Origin of the sequence: Paraherbaspirillum soli, assembly GCF_042654985.1 — a bacterium.
In the GTDB taxonomy this organism is placed as follows: Bacteria; Pseudomonadota; Gammaproteobacteria; order Burkholderiales; family Burkholderiaceae_D; genus Paraherbaspirillum; species Paraherbaspirillum soli.
On sequence record NZ_JBHSMT010000005.1, the window covers coordinates 183,202 to 200,388 of the forward strand.

At 56.2% G+C, this 17,187-nt stretch carries 19 protein-coding genes and 1 tRNA gene; 14 read left to right on the plus strand and 6 right to left on the minus strand.

Annotation, left to right across the window (positions count from 1 at the left end):
* Window positions 1-56 precede the first annotated feature (56 nt).
* The 3 genes from ACFPM8_RS01745 to ACFPM8_RS01755 all read left to right on the plus strand — a co-directional run bounded on the left by ACFPM8_RS01745 (window position 57) and on the right by ACFPM8_RS01755 (window position 2,138).
* Window positions 57-614 (plus strand): sigma-70 family RNA polymerase sigma factor, encoded by a 558-nt coding sequence (locus ACFPM8_RS01745; protein ID WP_378994327.1) that lies wholly within the window; start codon window positions 57-59, stop codon window positions 612-614.
* A 1-nt stretch (window position 615) separates the two neighbouring features.
* Complete coding sequence (locus ACFPM8_RS01750) at window positions 616-1,392, plus strand: anti-sigma factor family protein (RefSeq protein WP_378994329.1); 777 nt, start codon at window positions 616-618, stop codon at window positions 1,390-1,392.
* Window positions 1,393-1,529: 137 nt separating this feature from the next.
* Complete coding sequence (locus ACFPM8_RS01755) at window positions 1,530-2,138, plus strand: histidine phosphatase family protein (protein ID WP_378994331.1); 609 nt, start codon at window positions 1,530-1,532, stop codon at window positions 2,136-2,138.
* Window positions 2,139-2,315: 177 nt separating this feature from the next.
* Here ACFPM8_RS01755 and ACFPM8_RS01760 read toward each other — a convergent pair whose 3' ends face one another.
* Window positions 2,316-2,657 (minus strand): hypothetical protein, encoded by a 342-nt coding sequence (locus ACFPM8_RS01760; RefSeq protein WP_378994333.1) that lies wholly within the window; start codon window positions 2,655-2,657, stop codon window positions 2,316-2,318.
* A gap of 414 nt (window positions 2,658-3,071) precedes the next feature.
* Between ACFPM8_RS01760 and ACFPM8_RS01765 the strand changes: the two genes are divergently transcribed.
* Window positions 3,072-4,061, plus strand: coding sequence for a hypothetical protein (locus ACFPM8_RS01765; protein WP_378994335.1), 990 nt, complete (start codon window positions 3,072-3,074; stop codon window positions 4,059-4,061).
* A 94-nt stretch (window positions 4,062-4,155) separates the two neighbouring features.
* Here the strand turns inward: ACFPM8_RS01765 and ACFPM8_RS01770 are convergent, their stop codons facing one another.
* Window positions 4,156-5,469: a hypothetical protein gene (locus tag ACFPM8_RS01770; protein WP_378994337.1), complete on the minus strand. Its 1,314-nt coding sequence runs from the start codon at window positions 5,467-5,469 to the stop codon at window positions 4,156-4,158.
* A 124-nt stretch (window positions 5,470-5,593) separates the two neighbouring features.
* Entirely contained in the window at window positions 5,594-6,679 is a 1,086-nt protein-coding gene (locus ACFPM8_RS01775; protein ID WP_378994340.1) for a chitosanase, read from the minus strand.
* A gap of 486 nt (window positions 6,680-7,165) precedes the next feature.
* Here ACFPM8_RS01775 and ACFPM8_RS01780 point away from each other — a divergent pair, with 486 nt between their 5' ends.
* Window positions 7,166-7,525, plus strand: a complete 360-nt coding sequence (locus ACFPM8_RS01780; protein ID WP_378994342.1) for a DUF1428 domain-containing protein — start codon at window positions 7,166-7,168, stop codon at window positions 7,523-7,525.
* Between the two features lie 71 nt (window positions 7,526-7,596).
* On the opposite strand, the gene ACFPM8_RS01785 is transcribed toward ACFPM8_RS01780, so the two are convergent.
* Window positions 7,597-8,376 (minus strand): hypothetical protein, encoded by a 780-nt coding sequence (locus tag ACFPM8_RS01785; RefSeq protein ID WP_378994344.1) that lies wholly within the window; start codon window positions 8,374-8,376, stop codon window positions 7,597-7,599.
* Window positions 8,377-8,444: 68 nt separating this feature from the next.
* The gene (locus ACFPM8_RS01790; protein ID WP_378994346.1) at window positions 8,445-9,800 is read right to left on the minus strand and encodes a carbohydrate porin; all 1,356 of its coding nucleotides are present in this window, start codon (window positions 9,798-9,800) and stop codon (window positions 8,445-8,447) included.
* A 933-nt stretch (window positions 9,801-10,733) separates the two neighbouring features.
* Between ACFPM8_RS01790 and ACFPM8_RS01795 the strand changes: the two genes are divergently transcribed.
* The 9 genes from ACFPM8_RS01795 (at window position 10,734) to ACFPM8_RS01835 (ending at window position 16,171) form a co-directional block, all read left to right on the plus strand.
* Entirely contained in the window at window positions 10,734-11,144 is a 411-nt protein-coding gene (locus tag ACFPM8_RS01795; protein ID WP_378994348.1) for a transcriptional regulator, read from the plus strand.
* A 32-nt stretch (window positions 11,145-11,176) separates the two neighbouring features.
* Entirely contained in the window at window positions 11,177-11,419 is a 243-nt protein-coding gene (locus ACFPM8_RS01800) for a helix-turn-helix domain-containing protein (RefSeq protein WP_378994349.1), read from the plus strand.
* Window positions 11,420-11,532: 113 nt separating this feature from the next.
* On the plus strand, window positions 11,533-11,895 hold the full coding sequence (locus tag ACFPM8_RS01805) for an MmcQ/YjbR family DNA-binding protein (RefSeq protein ID WP_378994351.1): 363 nt from the start codon (window positions 11,533-11,535) through the stop codon (window positions 11,893-11,895).
* A gap of 277 nt (window positions 11,896-12,172) precedes the next feature.
* Window positions 12,173-12,246: transfer RNA gene (locus ACFPM8_RS01810), tRNA-Gly, on the plus strand.
* A 135-nt stretch (window positions 12,247-12,381) separates the two neighbouring features.
* Window positions 12,382-13,095: a tRNA (guanosine(46)-N7)-methyltransferase TrmB gene (gene trmB, locus ACFPM8_RS01815; protein ID WP_378994353.1), complete on the plus strand. Its 714-nt coding sequence runs from the start codon at window positions 12,382-12,384 to the stop codon at window positions 13,093-13,095.
* Window positions 13,096-13,168: 73 nt separating this feature from the next.
* Complete coding sequence (locus ACFPM8_RS01820) at window positions 13,169-13,873, plus strand: hypothetical protein (RefSeq protein ID WP_378994355.1); 705 nt, start codon at window positions 13,169-13,171, stop codon at window positions 13,871-13,873.
* Between the two features lie 196 nt (window positions 13,874-14,069).
* On the plus strand, window positions 14,070-15,041 hold the full coding sequence (gene thiL, locus ACFPM8_RS01825) for a thiamine-phosphate kinase (protein WP_378994357.1): 972 nt from the start codon (window positions 14,070-14,072) through the stop codon (window positions 15,039-15,041).
* A 32-nt stretch (window positions 15,042-15,073) separates the two neighbouring features.
* Window positions 15,074-15,565, plus strand: coding sequence for a phosphatidylglycerophosphatase A family protein (locus ACFPM8_RS01830; RefSeq protein ID WP_378994359.1), 492 nt, complete (start codon window positions 15,074-15,076; stop codon window positions 15,563-15,565).
* 117 nt (window positions 15,566-15,682) lie between these two features.
* Complete coding sequence (locus ACFPM8_RS01835; RefSeq protein WP_378994505.1) at window positions 15,683-16,171, plus strand: CinA family protein; 489 nt, start codon at window positions 15,683-15,685, stop codon at window positions 16,169-16,171.
* A 129-nt stretch (window positions 16,172-16,300) separates the two neighbouring features.
* On the opposite strand, the gene pyrF is transcribed toward ACFPM8_RS01835, so the two are convergent.
* Entirely contained in the window at window positions 16,301-17,128 is an 828-nt protein-coding gene (gene pyrF / locus ACFPM8_RS01840; protein WP_378994361.1) for an orotidine-5'-phosphate decarboxylase, read from the minus strand.
* Between the last annotated feature and the right edge of the window lie 59 nt (window positions 17,129-17,187).

Consider the following 17,187-nt stretch of genomic DNA (forward strand, 5'->3'; position numbering starts at 1 on the left):
CCATGGAATAAATCGCATCAAACCCGAGTCTTCATATCCAGGATGAAAACAAAGCGATGGATACCCACTTGGATGGCAACGATAAAGCCAGGCAGTTTGAGGAAATTGCTTTGCCTCATCTGGACGCGGCCTACAATCTGGCGCGCTGGCTGACGCGCAACGATCAAGATGCGGAAGATCTGGTGCAAGCAGCATTCCTGCGGGCCTTCAAATTTTTCAAAGGCTTCCGAGGAGGCGATGCCCGGGCCTGGTTGCTGACCATAGTGAGGCACACCTATTACACATCTCTGCGCGATAGCAGGCAGCAGCGGGCTGACGTTGGCTTTGACGAGGAAATTCACGGCCAGGATGATGACGCATCCGCAATCTCGATCGATGCCATCGGCAATCGACCGGAAAACATATTGGCCAGTCGCGATGCCAAAAATGCGATCAATCAGGCGCTGGAAAAGCTGCCGCAGATTTTCAGGGAAATTGTGGTGCTGAAAGACATCGACGACTGGTCGTACAAGGAAATTGCGGTCATTGCCGACATCCCGATCGGCACCGTGATGTCGCGCCTGGCGCGCGGACGAAAATTACTGATCGAGTACCTGAAACACAACGGGGGATAGAGTGGATTGCAAGCACGCACAAAACATGATGTCCGCCTACATCGACGATGCGCTGGACGCGCCTACGGTATTGCAACTGGCAATGCATCTTGCCGCCTGCACCGACTGCGCCGACGCTTGCAAACAGATGCAGAACGTACGCGCAGCGGTGAAGACGCACGGCATCCGCTACGACGCGCCGGACCATCTACGGCAAAGGATTCAAAACGCGCTGCAAAGGGAGCAACCCCGCACCCGCAAGCTGCCGAAATTTTCGTGGGCATGGATCAATTTCGGCTTCGCCACGGCGAGCAGCCTGGCGTTTGCCGTCATGCTGGGACTCTATCTGGCGGTCCCCTCAGATGCCGAGCGACTCGACCAGGAAATCGTCGCCAGCCATTTCCGCTCGTTGCTGGCGGATCACCTGGCGGACGTCGCCTCGTCCGACCAGCACACGGTCAAACCGTGGTTCACCGGCAAGCTCGATTTTTCTCCCCCGACTTACGATCTGGCGGCGCAAGGTTTTGCCTTGATCGGGGGCCGGCTCGATTACCTCAATCAACGGCCGGTAGCCGCGTTGGCGTATCGACATCGCCAGCACGTATTGAATCTATTCATATGGCCGGACAAAACTAAGAGCAGTACCCCGCCTACCCCCTCCTCCAGACAAGGCTTTCAGATGGTGCACTGGACGCAGTCCGGCATGCACTATTGGGCCATATCGGATATGAATCGCCAGGATTTGCTTGAGTTCAGACGCGTGCTTGGCTTGCAGCTGGATAAAGATAATCCACAATGAGTCGCCGTCATCGCTGACCGGAGGGCACCTCGAAATTCCTCGCCGGCAACGTTTGAACGGCTAAGGTAAGATCGCGCCAGCACTTCATCGTTGGTGAACAATCCGGGAATTCCGATCAACCTTAGAAAACGCACATTATGCAAACCATCAAAAAAACCGTTTTGGCCTTGTCGCTAAGTTGCATCGCCGCCGTATGCGGCGCCGAGAATTTCCAGCAAACCCTGGTTTTCATCCGTCACGCTGAAAAGCCGGCCGATGGCCTGGGGCAGATTACCTGCCAGGGATTAAATCGCGCATTGGCTCTGCCGCAAGTGTTGACCTCGCAATATGGCAAACCGGATGCCATCTATGCGCCGGATCCTGCCGGCAAAGTGAATGACCACCAGCAAAGTTATTACTATGTGCGTCCGCTGGCCACCATCGAACCGACGGCAATTCGACTGGGGATGCCGGTGAATACACCGTACGGCTTTCTCGATATCAACGCGCTTGAATCAGAACTCACACAAGACGCTTACAAGAACTCGCTGGTGTTCGTCGCCTGGGAACATGTCAAGCTCGAACAAGTGGTGAAGAACATCATCGCCGACCAAGGCGGCGATGCCAGCGTCGTGCCGCACTGGAAGAGCAGCGACTTCGACAGTATTTATGTGATCAGGATCAGCAACAACGACGGCGCCAAGCAAGTCAGCTTCCGCCAGGATCAACAAAACCTGAACAATCTGAGCACAAACTGTCCGCAATAAGGGCGATGGTTCGCGTGCGACGCCGTAGGATGACGGTGAGATGGGCGTGACTAATTTGCGCCATCCGGAATCCGGGGTGGCGCAAATCAGCTTGTAGAACTTCAGTCAGGGATTTGTTTTACGGCGGTAAGGGCAGGTGCCTGGACAGGCACCTGCCTCATTTAGGCAGAACGTAGATTAATCGTCCCGGTCATGGCCGCGATGCCAGCCGTTGTCGTGATGCCACTCATGCTCGTGGTGATGCTTTTCTCGCCACTCTCCCCGCTCTCTATACTCCTCTTGCTCTATATAGACAGGGCGCGGCTGTACATAAACTGGACGGGGTTGCACGTAAACCGGGCGCGGTTCCACATAAACCGGGGCCGGCTGCACATAGACAGGCGCCGGCGGCGGCACATAAAAACCGGGAGCGCCAATGTTGATTCCCACATCGACGTGCGCCATCGCAGGCGCTGCAAACAGCATCAATGCCGCGCTTGCCGCTGCTCCGGCGATGATGGAAATAAATGATGTTTTCACGATGTTCCCTCTTTAATCAGTTGTGCGCCTATTTAACGAGAAAGCATCGGTCTGCGCTAGGGGAGCTTCTGTAATGAGTGTAACGATCTGTAACAAGTGATTTCGACAATTGTTAATGAATGTCGAACACGATCTATCTGCACGATTTTCGCTGACTGTTGGATCGCAAATACGAAGACCAACTAAGCATCCCTGAAAATCTTCGTTCTGGCAGCCGCCCGCATCAATTACTCTGATGCAACTTTAACGATCTATCGCGAGCTTTACTCGATCCGTCAATTTGCGGACAGAGACGCCTGTCGTATACCTCTCGCGCGTCTGTCATCTTGCTGGCTGTCAGCTGGGACCTCGCAACGTTCGTCATGATTGTTGGAGCCTCTCCTATTGCGCTGTTTCCAAATCAAAGGAATATATATGCCGCTCTTCAAATACCGTATGAATGTCTGCTTCGTCTCGCTGTCACTGGCCGGCGTTCTGCTGGCCTCCGCTCAAGCACAAGCTGCCGAGCCGGAATTTTCCGGTTCAAAACCATCCGCATTCCACGCCAATTACGCCATTCTCCCGGGCCAATCCCCACAAGATGCGGCGGCCATCGTCCGCGCCAACTTTGCGGCTGTCATTGAAGAAAATTTCGCACAAGCCGACGTTGTTCATGCCAAGCGCGTGCTTGACAATTTAAGCGATCGCGAATTGCGTGACCTGGCGGCAAGCTATACCAGCGCGCTCGGAGGGCGGCATCCACAGGCGCTCGATAGCCTGGCGCAGAAACTGGACGGCAAGCGTCTGGCGCGACTAGCTCAGGTTTTCGGTTATTTGCCGGTTTTGACCGCTGCCAGCACGCATTCTTCAGCGGAGGTGCAACTGGCATTTGCAGCCAATGTGCAGCATGGCGCCGCCGCTCCCAAGCCGGCAAGGGTCACGACTCAGGCGGCGCCGACCATCGATATGTCGATTCGCGACATCTATCTTGAATTCCGAACCGCGCCGGTCGGCAGTCTCAGCGCGTCTGCGGGCATCACGGAAACGGCTATCTTTGCCGGATCGCGACTGTCTCTGGCAGGTGCGGCCGGCTATCAGGTCGGTACCGGGATTTACTGGCTGATCTCCAACTATGCCCCGGAATTGGGCACGACCATCGGCGGCACAGTCAATGAGATGGTGCAAAACATCAACAACGCGGGAAACAAACTGCTGCAAGGGAAATATGAGGAAAGCCTGGACAGTCTGCTGGGCGGCAGGCTGCTGGATTACGGCAGCAGCAAGGGCAACTATAGCGGCGACTATGGCGTGTCCAGATCGCTTGACGCGTTCATACGCAACCAAAAAATTTGCTTCCCGCAGAACTTTAAGGCCGGCGCTGCCAACGTCAATTCTTTTGGCGACCCCAACTGCGATCCGAATTAAAGTCTGACAACTTCGCTGTCATCGGATAAAAGCCATCGGCATTTGGCCGGTGGTTTTTATCCAGTTGCACATGGCCTGCCAAGGCCGTCCGACTTTATCGCGCTTTTATATAGCGTTGATTCTTCGCCCATAAGAAGCGCGAAAACTGGTCGATCTTGCCGGTAGCCTTACCGACGGTGAGATCCGCTCCGACCATGTTTTGATACTGGGCCGGCAAAAATTCCGCCAGGAAGAAAAAGCCGCCTCTGACGTAATTGGTTGGCGCGCTGTTGCCGGTGCCGTCGCCGCCGTTCATACGGCCTGCATAGTCATGCGGGCCACGCGTCACCACGTCGACATAGGTGTTGGCGAACTTGGTCATTTCCGCCTTGGTAATGCCGTAGCGGCCGCTCGCATAGGCGCGATAAAAGCCGACCATATCGAGACTGCCGTGGTTATTGTCTTCGCCCGTCCGGTTGGGCAATGCGTAGCCCCAGTCGTAGACTTCGTGGCCTTTTTTACTGACGTAAGGCGTCACGCCGGAAGCAAAGAAAGAGGAGAAATTGGCGCTGATGACGGCGTTGTACTTTGCCGCGCGGGCCGGGTCGTCACCGAGAATTTCGTGAGATGCCGCAAGATTTTGCAACGCGTAGTTGAACATCATCTGCTGGTTCCACGGCACCGGCTCGCCGGACTTATACGGCGATGCAGCGGAAAAATAATAAAGATTATTTTTCGACAGATTCAGCAAGGATTTGAAAATGTGATGGTCAATGCTGTAATCCGCTTGCTCCACATATTTCTTGGCGCGACTAAAATAATCCGCGCCGTAATTCTTCGGATCGCCGCTGCCGACTTTCAGATGCCAGATCGATGGCGTGCTCAGAATCAGCTTGGCGCAATTGCCAAGATGTCCGACCGGATCGCCCTGCTCGCCGCCGGTACCGATCGGCGTGACAGAGAGATCATTGGGCCAGACCGGATCAACCCGGCCGGTCCAGATTTTGTGCTGACCGACCGGTGCTGCGGCCAGGTCGTTGCGCTCGGACAGCACGCTGTCGCAAAAGACGATCATCTTGTCCAGGATAGCCCGGTCGCCGGTGATTTCGTAGACCAGGCCCATTGCCTTGGTCTGCTCGCCGCTGGCTCCCTGTGCCCACTGATTGCCGATATTGTCGGTGGCCGGCACCAAGTTCCGAATATACGACTTGAATGAATTTATTTCATTGGCCGTGACCGGGCCGCTAAAGCTATCGACCACCATGCCGGCACTGGCGGCCCGACTTGTCTTGACTTGATTGGCGTCAGCCATCGTGGCCGGCACGGCAGCAAGATGATCGACAGCGTCCCGGCCTGCGTCGCTTGCGTATCCGGTGATGGGGGAAATCGCAGCTAAAGCGATGAGTGTGGGCAGTATGTTTTTGCGCATGAATAGGCTCGAGAAAAGACGTGGATCGGGTTTGGTAGTACGGCGCTTTAACGCGACCATAGGGGAATCGTTGACTACCGGCAAGATACTTGCAAATGCTTGCCGGCGGTCATGTTTTCAAAACTTATTTCATTGTCCAGCTGGTCACCTTGACCACCGCGGCATCGGCATTCTTGAGATTGGTCACGCCTTGCTTCAACAGCGTGCTCCATTCTTTGACGCGGTTAGTGCCATTTGGCGGTTTGTTGTACTGGTTGGTGTCGACGACTTTGGTGCGTTGCGCGTAGAAGCTTGTCATGAACGTCTTCTCGTCAGTGCTGCTGCCCGACTTGGACAGCACCCCTTCGAGCGTGTCGGAATCACCGCTGGCGCCCTGGTTCAGCGCAGTGTCGACAAAGGAGCCGATGGTCAGCGCGGATTTGAATCCGCGTTGATGCGCTTGCTGCAAGCTGTACTTGATGTAGACGTTGTAGAAGGTGTGCCACATCGCCTCTCTCCAGGCGGCATTATTCTGAAGGGATTCGATCTTGCCGCAGAAGACTTTCGCGCTATCGGTGATGTTCAAGACCGAACCATGCATGGAACCATGCACGCCGATGCGCGCCAGCCCGCCCGCGATCGAGGGATTGGCGGCACCGCTGGCGGCATCGAATTCCTTGAACAGCGCCGGACCGTCCGGGCCGGTGTCGCGAGGACCGCCGGTGGTGGCGCCGAAGATGCCGATGGTGTATCCGCGCCTGTCATTGATGTTCTCGCAATAGCCGTAGAATTTCGTCCACTCGAGGTCGTCCTGCTCCGGCTTGTTAATCAGCTTCATGATGTTGTCCCACTGCTCGCCGTCGAGACCCGTATTGGTTTTCAGGAATTGCAGCGTCGCCGGCGAAAAATTCCCATCGTGGCTTTTTGGTTTTGCAGCGGTCTTCAGCTCCCTGCAGGCCGCGCCGGGGATCCATGGTTGCCCGCTTTCAGCCGCACCGCTGCTGGTCGCCGGGAAATTGCCCTGGGTCCAATATGCTGCCGTGTAGTTGGTTCCGCGGTAGCTGGCCGTGTTACCGCTAACGTAAGGAGTCGTGCTATTCCAGGCCGATTCGCAGGCAGCGACCTTGGCCGCCACTCTTGCTTCACTACCGGCCGCAGAACCGCGCGCATCGGCATGACCAAAAACGGTCAACAGGCTGCAGCCCGACAGACAAACCAGCGAAATTCTCAACAGCTTTTTTATAGCTACATTTCCCAAAATATTCTCCAAAATAAGTGAGGTGAAAATTCTTCAACAGATTTTTTCTGATGCAACTTGCTTGGATAACGATGAACAACTGAGGCAGTGAAGCGAAACACGACAGCGTGTTTGAACAAAAATTGACGGCAACGGAAATGCCTGGCAAGACAGCAAATCAGTAATGCGCATCATTACTGATATTTCATTAAAGCAATGCGATCTTAATACAATTGTTGCCCTTGAGCATTTGTCGCCTGGTCTCCTGAGTTGCTGTGGCAATCGACTGGTATTACTCAGCAGCCTTTATCTGTGGTTCGCCAGGCAAAACAGTTCCACGAGCAGCGCCCTCAAATCTTCCAGCGAACTTGGTGGATAAACGCCTTGTTTTCGTGACGCCCCCTGACTAATCTGGACATTACGATTGCCAAGTAACAGGCACCGCATTGTCAACAAATCCATTTCTTCAAGGAGAACGTCATGCCCTACGTCGACGGTTTTGTAGTGCCGCTTCCCAAAAAGAATGTAGACGCCTACCGCGCAATGGCGGAAAAATACGGCGCGATCTGGCGCGAGCACGGCGCGCTGCAATTCCGTGAATGCATTGCCGACGACGTGAAGCCTGGCAAGCTCACTTCATTCCCGCAAAGCGTCAATCTCGAAGCCGACGAGACCGTCGTTTTTTCCTGGATCGTGTATGAATCGCGCGCCCATCGCGACGAGGTCAATGACAAGGTGATGAAGGACCCGCGCATGGCAGACATGATGAATCCGGCCAACCTGCCGTTCGACGGCAAGCGCATGATTTATGGCGGGTTTGAGGTGTTGGTCGATCTTTAAACAGGCATGGCCAGAGTGAGCTGCCGACATCCTTGAGCAATACGATGGCGGCGAAACCGGTTAGACGCGTTTCAGTTCGACACCATTGCTTCGTGCTGCAAACGCAAGATAGTTGCGCCCCAAGCCAGGCCGAGCAGCATCAGCAAAGTGCCGATCGCAAAACTGCTGCGCGCCACCGCCAGGGTGTGCGGCAACCCATGCATCATGGTCAACAGGTTGCCCCAGTCATGCGATTCTTCGCCACCGCCGCCGACCAGCGGCAAGCTGCGCTCCACTGCATCGGCAATATACGGCGACAAGTCGATGAAACTTTGTCCGCTCCACCACAGCGTCACCGAGGCCGCGAAGTTGTCTCGCTGTTTCATCACAAAGACAGCCATCAGGCCGAGCGGCATCAACACCTGGAACAGGCTGCCGCCGAGGATCGTCATGAACCGGCCGAACGGCAGGAACAAGACATGTCCGAATTCATGAAACGGCAAAATGACGTTGTGCAAAAAAGAGCCGCCGATGACTTCCCAGTCAATGCCTGCCAGCACAAAATGTCCGCCCCACAACGCTAGTCCGCACAAGGTCACGGCACGCGCCCAGAATGCCAACGGCTCGACCCGCTCCGGCACTTCGAGCAAGCGCGCCTTGAGACGCTCGAACCAGGGGAGCTGCGGCTCGTATTCAATCATCTGCGGCTCTGACGGCGGCATTTCCTGCGCCGTTCCCGCTTGCTGCAACAGACGTTGCCGGTCCAGGAATTTCTGGTAGGCGATGCCGCACACCGGACAAACGCCTTCATGGATATGGCTATCCGTCGGTTGACGCTGGTAGGAACATTTCGGGCAGGTCGTGATTGGCATGGAATTATTTTTATGTTTGAAATGCACCCACAAAGCGGTATCAAATGGGAGTCATACAGTCATGCATTTTAGAATTCCGCGTGCAGGCGAACACCATAGATTGAAACCGGCCCGCGATCCCGGTTGTAGGCGGGATTGGCGATATGTTGATAGTCGAAAGAAAGTGCGAGATGCGAGTCTAAACGCAACGAATAGTACATCTCCATAATTTTTTCCGGCGCGTAATTCAACTTACCGTCGCCAATCAAAAGCCCCAACCCTCCTGCCGCAAAATATTCTTGCGCGGCGCCGGACAGGGCATTGACGACCATCGCGACACCAAGAACGTCATCACGACGCCCCCAGCGATCGCCTTTTAACGACAAACCGGCTGATAGCGATCTATCGATCTCGGTGAACTCATAAGTCTCCTTGCTGCCGTCTCTGGCGCTGACGCGCGCGAAGGCGCCGAGGTCGGACGTCAGTTCCTGCTCCAGATTGAGAACGAATCCGGCCCGCGATCTGTCATGCCGAACTAGCGACACGTCAGGCGTAGCTCCGGTCCCGCGCGCCAATTCCACAGCGTCCGCGTAGCGTGCCATTTGGGCACGATTGACGAACGCCAGAAGTTTTACCTTGCCGGGATGGCCCTGCCATTGGTGGCGCGCTTCAATTTCCCCAACTAGGGAGCGCTGCTTGAAATCGACTCGCGTGATTTTGGCGTTCGGTGCGCCGGACAGTTGGAATAGTCCTCCTCGCAGCGTCCACCAATCCTGGCTCCACTCGGCCGCCGCTCCATACGTATAACCCCACGGGTCAGCCGCATAGTCAAATGCGCCGCCGTCGATCGCGGACCAATTCATAAAATCGGCGCGTGGATCGTGCGCATAGCTGTTGGTGTCAAAGATATCCACCACGGAGAATTTGCCGACGGTCAGAGTGACATTGTCGGCGCTTCGGACGCCAGTCAATTGATTGGCTGCGGATTCGACCTGTTGTTCCGCGCCGCCGAGCGGGATCACTTGCCGAATGAAGACTCTTGGAACGCGAAGATAAGGTGTATTGGCGCCGACCTTGTATGCCTCGCCGCTGGGGAAACCTGCCACGCCCAATGTATTGCTAAGGCCAAAGCCTTGGTCGATTTCGGTGTTGACCCAGAGTTCCGCACCGCGCCACAGTCGCAAACCTGCGAATAGCGTCAAATCCGTTGTTTCCTCAGTGCGGCCGTTCGACTCCAGGCTGTTTGGCCCGCTATATGGGGATCTGAACTGAGGATGCCATTGCGTTATGTTTGTCAATTGCCCGTGCACTGCCCATTGCTCATTTGCCGGCATCGCATCGTCGGCCCTTGCGGCCAAGCTATGGAATGCACAGAGCAGACTGACGCATGCTGTGATGACAAACGGCATTGTCGCTTCGAGACGAGATTGTTTGAATTGCGTCATGTTTTACTTCATGGTTTCTGCGCGCTCCGACTTTTCGGCAGGCGTCACGCGAGAGCAAAATACATTCGGGAAAAGCTCAGGGAATTCAGGTTTTTATATGACGGGCCGGGCTGCAAGCGATCTACCGGGCCACGACGACATTAAAACGACCCAACAACATTAGCTTCGTAAAGGCAGGATTGTAGAGCTTACGAAGTAATCCGTGAATGTCTGCTTCTGGCCGCTTGCGGCATCTCGCGAATTCAATCGTGCCACCTAATAGTATTTCCGATACCAGGCCAACTTTCCGCGCTGGCGATAGCCTCTGAAAGTGAAGAATAACTACCACCGCTGGAATTGAATTGTCCCCTCTCCGTAGTCGAGCCAAACCAAACATAGTAGGTATCTATTTCCACGTCTTCGCTTATCTCCGGCACATCTTCATAGTCACCGCTGCCGAACCGAATTGGACTATATTCGATACATATGTCGCACTCCACAGACTCGTCATATAGCCAGGTTCCTTCTTTGACGACATTTTTTCTTATAAGACGGCTGCTCATTCGAATAGGCCTCGCAATTTAAATTCCGCTGTGTTCATGCCCACGATTCAGCCAGTGACCGCTCCTGGCCGGTTACGGGAGGACTTGCACCTCCAAGATTGCGCCCATTCTGGGTAAACAAAAAGGAGAGAGGCATGCGCCTCTCTTACTCTCCCAGCTTTGTCAGTTTTTTGACCGCAGCAATACTGGCAAACAGTCTTGGCTTTGTTGTAGTGCGATTAGCTTTTTCCACGTAGTGCCATGTACGCCTATTGGCTCCCTTAGATCAAACCGATTAAAAATATTCCAGCAAGCGAATCTTATACGAATTCAAGATATTTTTAAACTATTTGAGATATTTTTATCCCAAATAGTTGGCGTGGTGCGTTAGGAGATATCGCAGAATGCGACCATGCCTACCAACAATGAGAAAGCGGCGTTTTCGAAACGCCTGGAATTTGCATTGCGACGCAGCCCGGAAGCGGTTCAGGGAGCGACTGACCTGGCACTCCGATTTAATCTTCGACACCAAGGCGATGCGGTGTCGCCACAGACGGCGCACAAATGGCTGACCGGGCGAGCGATTCCGACCAACGATAAGCTGGCGACAATCGCCAAATGGCTGAATGTGGATCAGCACTGGTTGCACTATGGGCCACCGCCATCTAAACCTGCATCGGAGGCAAAAGAAGGATCAACCAAAGATGCAAAAAGATTACCGCCAGAGTTGATCAATCTCGCAATGAAGATTCAAGAATTGCCACCACATCGTAGATATCTGGTCGAAGAACTGGTCGAGCAATTGCAACAGGACGTTGGATAGGCTTTTCAGTTCTCAGACTCAATCATCCTGGGATGCCAAATCTCTCAAAAAATCGACAGGATCCCGCCTTGGTGGCTCTTGGAGAGGCGCTTAGGCGAATTCGCCTTAATCACGATATCTCCCAGGAGCGCCTCGCATTGCTTGCAGAGGTCGACAGAAGCTATGTTGGCCGGGTTGAACGAGGAGATAACAACGTCGCTTTACTTACGCTTTTGAAATTGGCGAATGCTTTAAACATTACTGCCGCCGAACTGATGGTTGAGGCCGGGCTGTAGATGCCGTGGTACCGTCTTGAGCAATGGCGATATTGGACCTGGGTCGCCAATTCGATCTGTGCGCCCCGCCCCGCGCAGGACACCATTATTCCAACATTGAAAGCCCGCTAAGTATGACCTACGAAGAATTCAATGCATTCTGTCAGTCGCTCCCGGCGGCGACGTACGTGGTCCAGTGGGGCGGCGCGCAGGTCTGGAAAGTGTGCGGCAAAGTGTTTGCGATTGGCGGGTGGGAAGTCGATGCCCCGAGTTTCACGTTCAAGGTCAGTGACGTATCGTACGAGATTTTCAAGGATATGCCCGGCTTACGCCCCGCGCCATATTTCGCATCACGCGGCATGAAATGGATCCAACATTTCGCCCAACCTGGGCTGCCAGACAGCGAATTGCAAGACTATATTCGCCTGTCGTATCAAATGGTCGCGCAAGGAGTGCCGAAGGCTAGGCGGATCGAATGCGGGCTGACCATCTCGTAAAAGGTCAGGCGAACACCACAATACAAAGACTGGCCAAAGGCCAGCCGACACCTTAATGCAAAGGCGGCTGACGACACATCGGACGATCGCGGAGATCAAGCTGCAAGCGATCTACTGGGTCATGACAATGTCAAAACGACGCGACGAGATTACCTCCGAAGAGGCAAGATTGTGGGGTCAACAAAGTAGGGAATATTCAGTTTTTGCGGAGCGCTCCGCAATTCTCGTAAATCAAGATTCCCAGAAATAATTAAATTTAGTTTAAAATCAACGCCTTGCGGGTGTAGTTCAATGGTAGAACGAAAGCTTCCCAAGCTTTAGACGAGGGTTCGATCCCCTTCACCCGCTCCAGGTCATGACCGGCACCGGCTTTTGAAGGTGCCGTTTTTATTTGTGCGGCAGCTGTCGTGCAATTGCGCGGCGCTACAATAGCGCTGCTTGCTCTAACAGTGTCCCAATCCGCTCCACCCTAACCGTCTATTCAGCATGTCAGAAAACAAATCCGGCAAACCTCTTTTTTATGACCCGACCGAACACCGGATCCGCAGCTTTGTTACGCGCGCCGGTCGCTTGTCGACTGCGCAGGCGCGGGCGATCGAGGAACTGGGGCCGCGCTTTTGCGTTCCGTACGACAAGGCTGCAGTCGATCTGGAGCAGGCTTTCGGGCGCAACGCGCCGACCATTCTGGAAATCGGCTTCGGCATGGGGGAAACCTCGGCCAAGATTGCGGCCGGCATGCCGGAAAAGAATTTCCTCGGGGTCGAAGTCCATACGCCGGGAGTCGGCAGTTTGCTGAAACTGATCGGCGAGCAGCAACTGACCAATATGCGTCTGATCCAGCACGATGCGGTGGAAGTGCTAACCAATATGATCCAGCCCGGCGCATTGGCCGGCGCCCATGTGTTTTTCCCTGATCCATGGCATAAGGCGCGGCACAACAAGCGGCGTTTGATTCAGGGGCCGCTGGTCAGCTTGCTGGCTTCGCGTATCGCCCCGGGCGGCTATCTGCATTGCGCGACCGATTGGCAGGAATATGCGGAACAGATGCTGGAAGTATTGAGCGCGGAGCCGTTGCTGAAAAACACCGCCGACACCTTTGCGCCGCGGCCCGACTATCGTCCCGTCACCAAATTTGAAAATCGCGGTTTGCGCCTCGGTCATGGCGTGTGGGATCTGGTGTTTACCCGCATCGCTGCCTGATATCGCTTTCCGCTAGCAGCTACAAACTGCTCGGACTTGCGCTGAGGACGGCTATAGTGGTTTAATTGGCAACATGCCCATCCGCCCTAGCCTCCTTAACCATTACCAGCGCAATCGCCTAGTATGGCTGGCCATCACGATGTCGGTGGTGCTGCATGCGTTCATGATTTACAGCGTACGTCATTTGAAGCCGCCCTCACGGCCACCGGCTAGCACCGGCTCGGCGCTGATAGTGCATTTGCTGGCATTGCAGCCGCCAGTGCCGCAACAAGCTCCGGCGCCATCCCCAATACCGCATCAGAATTCCGCAGTTGCCAAAAAGCAGCCTCCCGCCCGCGCTGCCGCATCCCGCAATCCAGCGCCCGCAACGGCGATCAGCGTTGCACCCACCGCCGCAAGCCCCGCACCAAGTGCAGCAGCGCCAACGCCGCCAGCCTCGACAAACCACTTATCCGCCAGGGACATAATAGACGCCGCCAGGCGCGATGTCGGCAGCATCGATCGCGAGCTGCGCCAGGCCCAAGCACCGTCGCATGCGCCTATCCCCCCTGCGTCGCCGCGCGGCGCGCAAGAAAAATTGGCAAGCGGTATCGCTGCCTCAGCGATACCGCGCGGCACCACCATCGAAGATATAACCCGGCCAGATGGCCAGCGCGTGACCAAGGTGACTGGACCGGCCGGCACCTACTGCGTCACTCAGATTTCGGTCGGCAATAGCGCGGGCATGGACATCATGCAGCGCGGCGCGGGGTCACGCACCACCAACTGCGGCGACTGACAGGCACCTCGAGAAACCTACTGCAGGGTTTGGCAAGCCCGCCAATCTCAGGGCTGCAGGGGTGACACATTCGTCGCCGTACCTCCGTACGGCTGTGCTTCTCGCCCCGACCTTGAACCGCTCGCTACGGTTTTTCGAGGTGCCCTAACGTCGAATAGGCTCGCTATTGCGCGCCGCCATTCGGTACAATCCCGGGATGTTGTCCGAATTCGACCTGATCTCCCGTTATTTCACTCGCGCGCCGCGCAGCAATATCGACCATATTGCGCTCGGCGTCGGCGACGACTGCGCGCTGCTGATGCCGGCAGCGGGTACCCAACTGGCCATCTCGACCGACATGCTGGTCGAGGGACGGCACTTTTTCCCCGATGCCGAGCCGTTTGCGCTGGGCCATAAATGTCTGGCGGTCAATCTGTCCGATCTGGCGGCGATGGGTGCGCGGCCGCTGGCGTTTACGCTGGCGCTGGCCTTGCCGGAAGCGCGTGAGGAATGGCTGAAACCGTTCTCGACCGGCTTATTGGCGCTGGCCGATCTGCACCAATGCGAACTGATAGGCGGCGACACCACCAAGGGGCCGCTGAATATCTGTATTACCGTGTTTGGCGAAACCTTGCCGGGGCAGGCTTTGCGACGCGATGCGGCGCAGCCGGGCGACGATATCTGGATCTCCGGCACGCTGGGCGATGCGCGTCTGGCGCTGGCGGCTTATCGCAATGAACTGGTGCTGGATGCGGCCAGCCATGCGCAGGCTGCCAGCCGCATGCATCAGCCGACGCCGCGCGTGGCGCTGGGCATGGCCTTGCGCGGCATCGCCCATGCGGCGATCGACATTTCGGACGGCCTGGTCGGCGATCTGGGACATATTCTGAAGCGCTCCGGGGTTGGCGCCACGCTGGCGGTCGACAGCCTGCCTGCGGGTACCGTGCTGAGCCGGCAGCCGCAAGCGATCCGGCGCCGCTTCACACTGGCGGGCGGCGATGATTATGAATTATGTTTTACCGCTGCCAGCGCCAACCGCGCCGCAGTGCAAGCCGCAGCGCAGTCCGCCACCATCGGCGTGACGCGGATCGGCACGATTGACGCCAAGTCCGGTCTGCGGCTGCATGATGCGAACGACGCGGCGCTCGACTTGCAACTCACTTCTTTTGATCACTTTCGCTCGACATGACCACACAGGCACCACACCACTCTGAAGGCCCGATGAAAAAAGCCAACGCCAGCTTCATGTTGTCGCACCCGGCGCATTTGATTGCACAAGGTTTCGGCAGCGGCCTGTCGCCGATCATGCCCGGCACCTTCGGCACTTTGTTTGGTTGGCTGTCATATGTGGTGCTGACGCTGCGCTGGCCGCAATTTTTCTCGCCGCTGAATTGGCTGGTGATCGCCGCCGCCGGTTTTGTCGTCGGCATCTGGGCCTGCCAGCGCACCGGCCATGACCTCGGCGCGCCGGATCACGGCAGCATGGTTTGGGATGAGATTATTGCGTTCTGGCTGGTGTTGGCATTTGTCACGCCGTCGACCTTGCGGGCGCAATTCGCGGCGTTTATCGTGTTCCGCTTTTTCGACATGGTCAAACCGCCGCCGATCGCTTACTTCGACCGCCATTTCAAGGGCGGCTTCGGGGTCATGTGGGATGACATCGTGGCGGCGTTTTATACCCTGCTGGCCCTGGCATTCTGGCGGATCATGTAACCGGCTCGCCACCGATTGCATCTGCTTACAAGCGGTGGCAGTATGTGCTGACCGACCAGATAAATCAGGAGCGCAGACATGGACCCAAGCACCAACGCTGAAGAAACCGTCGACCAAATGATGGAGCTCGCCGAAAGTATCGGTCGCGCTTTGCAAACCAAAGGCTGGTTTCTTTCCACCGCCGAATCTTGTACCGGCGGCGGCGTGGCGCAAGCCATCACTGAAATCGCCGGCTCGTCGGAATGGTTCGACTGCGGCTTCGTGACCTATTCCAACGTTTCCAAAACCGAATTGCTGGATATCCCGGAAGCGCTGATCGCCCAGCATGGCAGCGTCAGCGAAGAAATCGCTGCGGCCATGGCCGAAGGCGCGCTCGCCAACAGTAGCGCCGACATCACCGTATCCACCACCGGCATCGCCGGACCGGGCGGCGCGGTACCGGGCAAACCGGTCGGCACCGTCTGCTTCGGCTGGTCTGTCAGCCATCACTCCGGCCATGAAACACATACCGAACGACTGGTTTTCCATGGCGACCGGCATGCGGTGCGGGAGCAGACCGTGCTGCATGCGTTGCAAGGCTTGTTGCGGCTGTTAAAAACCGATTAGCCGCAACGGTATGTACTCCGTAGTTCGTTAAAGGGGTCAGAGTAATTTTCGACGATAAAACCATCGAAAAAACTCTGCCCCCTTTAACTATTTCGCCGCAATTTCCAGCGCAACTCTAGCTAGTCGATATCAAGTACGGAAGCGATTGATCGCGTCGCGTGTCTCCAGCGCCACGCGTTGTGCCGCTTGGGCAAAATCTTCAGCGGCGGCCTGATCCGGCTTGGCATACAAAATCGCCCGCGACGAATTGATCATCATGCCGCTGCCGTTGGCGGTTCTGCCGGCCAGCACGGTCGCCTGAACATCTCCGCCCTGGGCCCCGACACCCGGCACCAGCAGCGGCATATCGCCAACGATGCTGCGTACCTGCGCCAGTTCTTGCGGGAACGTGGCGCCGACCACCAGGCCGCACTGGCCGTTGGTATTCCATTTCTCCGCCACCAGACGGGCCACGTGCTGATACAGCGGCACGCCGTCGACCGTCAAAAACTGCAAATCGGAACCGCCCGGGTTGGAGGTACGGCACAGCACGATGGTGCCGCGGTCCTTCCACTCCAGATACGGCGCCACCGAGTCGAATCCCATGTACGGATTGACCGTCACCGCATCGGCGCCGTAGCGCTCGAACGCTTCGCGCGCGTATTGCTCTGCAGTGGCGCCGATATCGCCGCGCTTGGCGTCCATCACGATCGGTATGTGCGGATAGTTTTCGCGCAAATACAGGCAAATCGCTTCCAGCTGATCTTCTGCCCGCAGCGCTGAAAAATAGGCGATTTGCGGCTTGAAGGCGCAGGCAGTGGCGGCGGTGGCGTCGATGATGGCCTTGCAAAAGGCAAAGATGGCGTCCGGCTGCTGCTGCAAATGCGGCGGAAGTTTTGCAATATCGGGATCAAGCCCGACGCACAGCAGTGAGTTGTTGGCGGTCCAGGCGGCGGATAATTTCTCGATGAAAGTCACGGTAAAACCTCAGTAAGACGAACCCTGCATTGTAACTTGCGGCGCTGTCAATAGTTTGC